Source organism: Oligoflexus sp. (assembly GCF_035638955.1).
GTDB lineage: Bacteria > Bdellovibrionota_B > Oligoflexia > Oligoflexales > Oligoflexaceae > Oligoflexus.
Window position 1 is genome coordinate 1 of record NZ_DASQYZ010000028.1, and the last position, 7,316, is coordinate 7,316.

Annotated in this window: 8 protein-coding genes and 1 pseudogene; 3 read left to right on the top strand and 6 right to left on the bottom strand. The window is 52.0% G+C overall.

What is annotated here, in order from left to right; all coding sequences use genetic code 11:
* The coding region (locus VE954_RS03450) for a DDE-type integrase/transposase/recombinase (RefSeq protein ID WP_324949691.1) at window positions 1-297 on the top strand (297 nt) is incomplete at its 5' end.
* Window positions 298-438: 141 nt separating this feature from the next.
* Here VE954_RS03450 and VE954_RS03455 read toward each other — a convergent pair.
* The 3 genes from VE954_RS03455 to VE954_RS03465 form a co-directional block, all read right to left on the bottom strand.
* Window positions 439-1,311 (bottom strand): hypothetical protein, encoded by an 873-nt coding sequence (locus tag VE954_RS03455; RefSeq protein WP_324949693.1) that lies wholly within the window; start codon window positions 1,309-1,311, stop codon window positions 439-441.
* Between the two features lie 145 nt (window positions 1,312-1,456).
* The gene (locus VE954_RS03460) at window positions 1,457-1,837 is read right to left on the bottom strand and encodes a hypothetical protein (protein WP_324949696.1); all 381 of its coding nucleotides are present in this window, start codon (window positions 1,835-1,837) and stop codon (window positions 1,457-1,459) included.
* A 16-nt stretch (window positions 1,838-1,853) separates the two neighbouring features.
* Window positions 1,854-4,022 (bottom strand): DUF5916 domain-containing protein, encoded by a 2,169-nt coding sequence (locus VE954_RS03465; RefSeq protein WP_324949698.1) that lies wholly within the window; start codon window positions 4,020-4,022, stop codon window positions 1,854-1,856.
* 125 nt (window positions 4,023-4,147) lie between these two features.
* Between VE954_RS03465 and VE954_RS03470 the strand changes: the two genes are divergently transcribed.
* Entirely contained in the window at window positions 4,148-5,194 is a 1,047-nt protein-coding gene (locus tag VE954_RS03470; protein WP_324949700.1) for a DUF2939 domain-containing protein, read from the top strand.
* 50 nt (window positions 5,195-5,244) lie between these two features.
* Here VE954_RS03470 and VE954_RS03475 read toward each other — a convergent pair whose 3' ends face one another.
* Both VE954_RS03475 and VE954_RS03480 read right to left on the bottom strand, forming a co-directional pair.
* Window positions 5,245-5,727: a hypothetical protein gene (locus VE954_RS03475; protein WP_324949702.1), complete on the bottom strand. Its 483-nt coding sequence runs from the start codon at window positions 5,725-5,727 to the stop codon at window positions 5,245-5,247.
* A gap of 121 nt (window positions 5,728-5,848) precedes the next feature.
* Window positions 5,849-6,616, bottom strand: a complete 768-nt coding sequence (locus VE954_RS03480; protein ID WP_324949704.1) for a hypothetical protein — start codon at window positions 6,614-6,616, stop codon at window positions 5,849-5,851.
* Between the two features lie 140 nt (window positions 6,617-6,756).
* Between VE954_RS03480 and VE954_RS03485 the strand changes: the two genes are divergently transcribed.
* Window positions 6,757-7,119 carry a sigma 54-interacting transcriptional regulator gene (locus VE954_RS03485; RefSeq protein WP_324949706.1) on the top strand — a complete coding sequence of 121 codons (363 nt, stop codon included), beginning with the start codon at window positions 6,757-6,759 and terminating at the stop codon, window positions 7,117-7,119.
* Window positions 7,120-7,176: 57 nt separating this feature from the next.
* Here VE954_RS03485 and VE954_RS43690 read toward each other — a convergent pair.
* Window positions 7,177-7,311 (bottom strand): annotated as a pseudogene (locus tag VE954_RS43690) (zinc ribbon domain-containing protein); the annotation flags it as partial.
* Window positions 7,312-7,316 lie beyond the last annotated feature (5 nt).

Genomic DNA, 7,316 nt, shown 5'->3' on the forward strand with positions numbered 1-7,316 from the left:
GATGAACCGATAAGACTCACCACCGACAAAAGCGGAGCCAACGTCGCCGGCATTCAGGCCTATAATGGTGACGAAGGCACCGATATCCAAATTCGTCAGAACAAAAATTTGAACAACATTATCGAGCAGGGCCATAGGCCCATCAAACAGCTATGCAGGGCCACGCTTGGCTTCAAGCGGTTTCGAACGGCAAGGATTACAATTGGTGGCTTTGAGTCGATGAGGATCATTCGAAAACGGCAGGTCAGAGCAGAGGGTGATACCTCTGCAGAGATCTTCTATTCCGTCGCTGCATGATCGTTCGCGAATTCGTGCTTCCCCCCGCTCAACGTCTGCAAACGCAACACAACCATCTTTGCGCTAACCATGATTCTGGCCTCAACCCCCAAATAGATTTTACAACTCTTCTCCATGCTTAATTGCTTGCGCTTACGAGGATCAAGGGATTTGATCCTTAATGTGAAAGCGATTCATGATGTCCTGCCATTGGGCCTGACTTCCCAAGCCATTAGTCGTCTTGGTTACATAGTCGACCACATCAGGCGGCAAAGTACGGGAAAGCATCACATGTCGAGTGAAAGTATTGCGTGGGACAGGGGAAAAACCGACCTTTTGCTCAAAGCCCTTCAAATGTATTCGAAACCAACTCAGAGTACTTTTCGATACGAAAGCGACATCCACTCGCCTATGGATCAGCATGTTTAAGACGTTTTCCTGGCTGCGGGCATTCGTACGAATTAAAGCACCTTTGGCGATCATATCTTCAACATCAGCATAACGTTGATTGAGCACTGCACCCAATTTCAAACCGCGCAGGGATTCCGGCCCTTTGTAGTCGTGCGGGGCTTCTTTGTTTGAAGCAACCAGATCGATTTCGTTCATGATAGCTGCGGTCCAAAGGTAACGCGTCTTGGCTTCATCATGTACGAATTTTGGATTGATCCAGGCGATGACCCCTTTCCAGTCAGGTTTCTCCATCATGACATCCAGGCGTCCCTTGGGAATGACTTTGACCGAAAAGTGGAAGCGTCCATTCGAAGCCTGCGAAAGATACTCGGCAAGTTCCTGTGTAAGGCTCTTGGACGCATTTTGAAGGGTAAATGGAGGGTAATCATAGTAGGTAATCAAGGGCACGTCAATGGGAGCGGAAGCCGCCGTCCCTTGTATGAACAGACAGATCCATATCAATAGACAAAATCCAAAGTTTTGCAAGCCACGCGAATGAATCATTGTCGGTGAAACCACAGAAGCTAAGGTTGTATCATTGACCACTTGACGCCACTGCACAACAAAGCAAAACGTCTTTTCCACTATTGCATATTCTTCTACAAAGCGCCGATTGAACAGAAGTGGCCAAGTAACGCATTGGGTCCTTCCGGCACCCCACGCCGTCTTGGTTGACGATCAACTTAGGTCTGTCGCGATTTTTTTAAAATACATAGCGTCAACATCAACGTTAATTATCCCCCAGAGTTTCCTGCATGGACCTCTGAAGAAACATGATCTCCATGGCAGGAGCAAAGCCTGCATGGATAAGCCGAGTGGAAAGTCCTGCATGGATGGCATGCGGCATCGTATCGACGGAAAAGGCTATATTTTGTGTTTCATACTGCTTCATGGCATCGATCAGAACGTGTTCAGAAATGGGTTGCCAGATGATCAGGCGGTTGACGTAGGAATTTTGCGGGTCCGACGGATCCATGATCTGGATCAGGCCCGATGTCTCCTGAACCGACGGCTGACCTTCATCGGCACGGCGCAGGCTGCGTCGGCGGTTAAAGCAGGCATACTGGGCTTCCAGCAGAATGGACATTCGGATGTTATCATCTTGAAACATGCGCCTTGGTTCCATGTTAGAGGGCACAGCTCAGCTTGGCAAAATATTCGACGGTCGACTCCTCGACGTCCTCCACCAGCGTCGTACGATTGACCCCCAGATAAGCGGACAGGCTATCGATATCCTGATGGCCCAGAAGAAGGGTTGTACTGCGCTCACGCGTGTGAGCCTCAAAACTACTGGTATCACGACTCTGAAGCGTGACGCGCAGGAAGTTGGTACGGTCCAGAAAGTAACGAATCACGGCCGTCTGCACCCGTTCATCCAATCGATGGCCGTTTTCTTTCACGCGATATCGATCCAAATCCTGGGAGTATTCGCCGGAAAGATGCAGACCGAGACTCACGACCATGCGGCACATGGTGTTCGTGTTGGCGCCCACCTTGTCTTCGCTGTAAACCAGAGTGTCACCAAAGCGGTATTTGCATTCCAAAACAGAAAGATACTGCGGCGGTTTGAACGAAAAGGCTATTTTTTGCCGGTGACCCTGGTGCAGTTCGCCTTCGGACGACGCCCGCAGATCGGCTTCCGGAGCCCAGCCGTAGGTCAGGGTCAACCATTGATCCGTGATAAAGTTGACGTCAGCTGCAGCGCTTCGGGAAATGATGCGGGTCGTATCGTTTTCCATTTTCTGGGACACGGACGAATAGACGGAAACATCCGAGATCGCCAAGGCGGGTACCTTGAGCTGCGAACTGTAATCGTAATACGCCTTGGCTTCCCGAACGCCATTTTCCGGCATGAAACCCAGATCGTTTTCAAAATCATGTTGAATACGATAGAGGTTGACGCCGAAGGCCGACCGTTCGCCACTGAAGCCATAGCCAAAACCCTGGGCCCAGCCGTCTTTCTCTGAGGCCTCACTGGCCTCGACATCAGGATCCGCCGCATCCTGGGTGACCGAGGACAAGGCCTGCACAAAAAACCGATGCCACTGATTCGGCTTCCAGATCATTTCCGGACCCCAGACCGTGTTCTCATGAAGGTCCTCCTCGCGCTTGGCGTTCACAGTCAAACCCAGGGTGAGCTGATCGTTGGAATTCCAAACCCCGCGCGTGATTAAATTATGCGAAGGGGCGCGGGCTTCGACAAAGTCGGATTCATAGGTCCCGGGTGTCAGTCGATAGGACGAGTGCTGGTCCCCTGCCACCAAAGCAAAAATTTTAAGGTGTTCGTGCCGGCTCAGCAGCTTGACGCCAAAGTCAGGCGAGACAATGGCTCGACTCTGCGCGGCAGTGAACATCGGCGCAAAGAGGATATCGTTCCCTTCCATGAAAAACGGCCGATTTTCGCCGAGGAGAACGGGAAAGGGATTGTTGGCGGCCAGATAGGGGGCATCGGCATCGACCTGCGAGTAATCGGGATGCCAGGTGGCGTCCACCGTGGTTCCGAGACTCAGAGGCAGGCTCAGACTCAGGCCCAGACTACGCCGATCCTTGGATTCACCCTTAGTTTCGATGCGACTCCCAAAAGCCTCCACCACAGCCTTCATCCTGGTTTTTTTCTCAGGAGGAATGAGGGTCACCTGTTGGGCTTGGCAAAGCAGACAATTGCCAAAGTATTCGAGCGGGCTGGATGTCAGAAGGCCATTCGTTTCCCGCAAAAAGCGCCGATCGACGAGCAGGGTCATCAAGGCTGGTGATTGCTTGTATTTCAGTTCAGCAAAAGGAATTTTGAGCCGGGCGCGCCACGAATCGCTGAACGTCTCACACTCGGCAGAAAAATTAAATTGCGGTGCCGAGTCCATGTGGGCATTAACCTCATCGATCACCGCATCGAAGGGCACACACGCTGAATTCACACCAAAAACCTGACCGAACTTTTTATTGCCAATGGGATCGATGATCACCGAGACACGATCATCATCCCCGGTCATGGGTTGATCGCGGAGACTGTATTTTTGCCGACGTTGGCTCATATCATCGTCAAAGGCCGTAATCTCAAAATAGAGGGCGTCCTTATCATAAAGAACCTTGTAGATCGTCCGAAAGCGAGGCGTCCCCTGATCCACGATCGAGTACTTAAGCTCGAAACCGGCAACATCCTGCCAGACGCTGTCATCGTGTAAACCGTCGATCGCCCTGTCGGTCGCGATGGGGGCGATGGTTAAAGGGCCTGCCGCAGCGTGGGCCATCGGGCTCAAAAGCATCAGTGAAAGCAGCAGGCATCTGCGGCCATGATTCATCCAGGCTATCCTCGTTTTGAAGAGAGGGATATTGTATCACGGGTGCTACGGGGATTTTCCTCTCGCTCTGGCGAATGTTCTGATGGATAAGAAAGATGCACAACCGTATTGCCCGGGAGGCAGGGATGAATCAAGGGAAAAAATACTGGCTTGGCCTGGCTCTGGTCCTGGGTCTTGCAGGAATTTATTATGGTTCGCAGACGCCGACCTTCGCTGTTTATCGCATTACGAAAGCCATTCAGGACCAGGATCCGGCGACATTTCGCGAGTATGTGAATGTGGAGAAAACCGTGGGCGCAGCCCTGGACGATATCAAGGCGCTCGACCTTGAAAAAAGCTCAAGGCAGGACAGCCTCATGGGCATGATTGGGGCGCAGCTTCAAGGCAGCCTTCTGGATATCGTCCAGGCGCCGATCGTGGCCCTGGTCAACCGCGAGCTCGACGCCTACATCACCAGAACCAAAATAACCCCCATCGGATCCAGCACCCGGACAAGTGACGCATTTGGCGAGTTGACCCGGTTAAGGGCCCTTATGGTGGACCCGGCCAAGGGCAGGATCGTTTACCTGAAGCGTGATGGTCCCGTGGCGAATGTGGGCGTTCAGGTGCACAACGGTTCACTTCAAAAAACCTTTCTTTTGAATTTCACCATGGAACAAGGCAAGCGCTGGCAGGTGGTGAGACTCAGTAATCTGCTCTTTATTCTGTCCGAAATCATCAAAGGTGAAAAGGATCTTCTGAAGCGACATAATTTGGATGTGCGCTCGCAAATTTCGCAATTCATCAGCATCGGTCCCTTGCAGAAGGAGGACAAGGATTACGGCTGGGGTCTGGTCAAGACCACGGTCCTATCCATTCCTGTAAGAAATATGGGTCAGGTTCCCATTCAGTCCTTTAATGTGGTCGTGTCCCGCAAGAAGGAAGGATCGGACGCGACCGCCGACATCCTCTTCAGCCTTGAACATGATGAGGTCCTGGCTCCTGGCGCGAGTCTGATTCTGAAGTCGGATACCAATATTGGTGTTTGGGGGGGTCAGGAGAAAATTGTGACGGAAGCCGTCGTAGCTGAACTTCAGGCTGAGATCACGCGACTGACTCTGGCTGATGGACGGACGTTAGCGCCGGTCGAGACGATCTCGGAGATAGGGCAGGCGGAAAAGCCTGGCTCATGACAGCTTTCCGCAGGTGGGAAAGCTGTGCTGCGAACGGAATCGAATTCAAATCACAAATTGGTATTTTGCACGCCAAAGTCATGAGTCACGGGGCAGTAGGTGGACACGAGGTCGAGAAGCATCCGAACCTGGCTACCATTGCGCTCAATGCGGGGACTGCCGCAACCGCCGGTCACAAACAGGTCAATCGTTTCGCCAGCCAGGCTGCTGCTGACTTTGGTCGAGGGACCATCACACAGAAGGTTGTCGGATTTCGACACGTCTTCCTTCGCAACGGATTGAATCACGTTCTTGATGGAATTGCTCAGCTTGATGCGGCGAACTTCCTGACTGGTGAAACTCTGCTCGCCATAGGCTCCATATTTATGGGTGATCACAACCTTGTTTTGGAAAACTTCGCAGGTTTCGGTGCGAGCATCATCAGCACTGGTAAAACCTGAACCATTGATTTTGGTGATCAGAGCTGTTTCCTGAGCGAAAGATACTTGAGCCAAAATACTGAATGCGCAGGCAACCAAAGTATTCATTTTCATAGATATTCCTTCATAGTGTGAGGGGGACCAGGACGCTGTTCTTTAAACACGGGGTCTTGGGAATGTCCAGGATTGAATTCTTATTTTTAATGAAGGTCATGGGATTGATTCGGCCAGCCAATCAACAAGAGGGGGCCTTACCCCATGCCGACACTTTCTGAAGAAAGTCCGCACGACGGGTTTGGAACTGCTGATGACGATGTCCATTGCTCCCGCTGGTATGCGGGAAACCCAAGAGTGTTCGATTTTCGAGGGAAGGGTCCTCATCCATCAGCATCCGCAAAACCCGCTCCGGGTACTTGCCCATGGGTACGATCAGGGTGTGGACACTCTGCCGACGCACATGGTCGAGGAAGAGATGCTCGATCATGGATTGCAGCCAAGGATCCTTGTGAGCCGCATCCGTTCCGCCATAATTCTTAAGTTCGCTCCCCACAAAAACGGGATAACGCAGAATGGAATACGTTGCCATCAAATGCTGGTGGGTGGTGAAGAGCTGAGCCGACGTGGATAACTGCAGGGCCTGGGCCACTCCCAGATCATCCAGGTAATGAATCAAATTCTGTCGCGTGGGACCGGCAAAGACCACGTTTTGGATAAAGCGGGCTTCGTAACGATCACGGTCCTCATGAGCCTCCTGCCAGGCTTCATAGGCTCGCCAGGCTTGCGCGAAGCCAGGCGTGAGCCCGACGATCATGATCCTGGTGACCGCCGGCCGTTGCAGTCCGAAGGGCGCATAATAAACCCGCAGCTTCGGGGTCCGGTAGAGCAGCAGGACATCGGGCAGATCACGAGCGGATTTGATGCGAGACAGGGGCAAAGCGCGGCAGATCTGAAGCAGCTGCGGCTCTTTGATTGTCCTAAAATCCTGCCATTCCCGAGCGTTCATGTCGTCTCCTGCCTTATGCAGATCGCATCAAATCACATCAACTTATCCGAGTCATGATCAAGAGCCAAAAGGGTAAGATTGGCCTAAGACAGTCCTATGGGATACGGCAAGTTGCCTGCCAATTCGATAGGAGTCCTGTGATGCAAAAAACGACATTAACAGCGGTCCATGCTCTGGAATTTCCGCGTGCGACGCACGCCAAGGATTATCGGCCCGCTCTCCCTGCCATGTCAGGTCAGACTGATTCTCTCCTCCAGGGTTTTGTCCTTGGTCCAGCCTGGTATGATCTGGCCAAAAAAATTGCCAGAAACCCGAGGCTCCCCACTTTAATTTATGGCGAGACCGGGACGGGTAAAGAACAATTCGCCAAACTCATTCATGAACTGCTCCACCCAATCCTCACAAGCCCTGCGGGCTTGGCAGCCGCTCATCGATTCGCGGCTTTTGGTATGGAATGGAGTTTCGTGTTTCACAGGAAAAGAGTTCTTCTCCTCCACACCTGAGGCCGGTTCCCGACCCGTGACAAAGCCTGTCAAAGCATAATTTAAGATTACCAGAGCCGCATTCACATCCCGATCAAGTATAAGCTGGCATTTCCTGCAATCATGGACCCGTTCTGAAAGCTGCTTTTTTTGGACAAAACCACATCCAGAGCATGATTGCGAAGGCTTGATCTTTCTGGTCGGTACTTCGATATAGG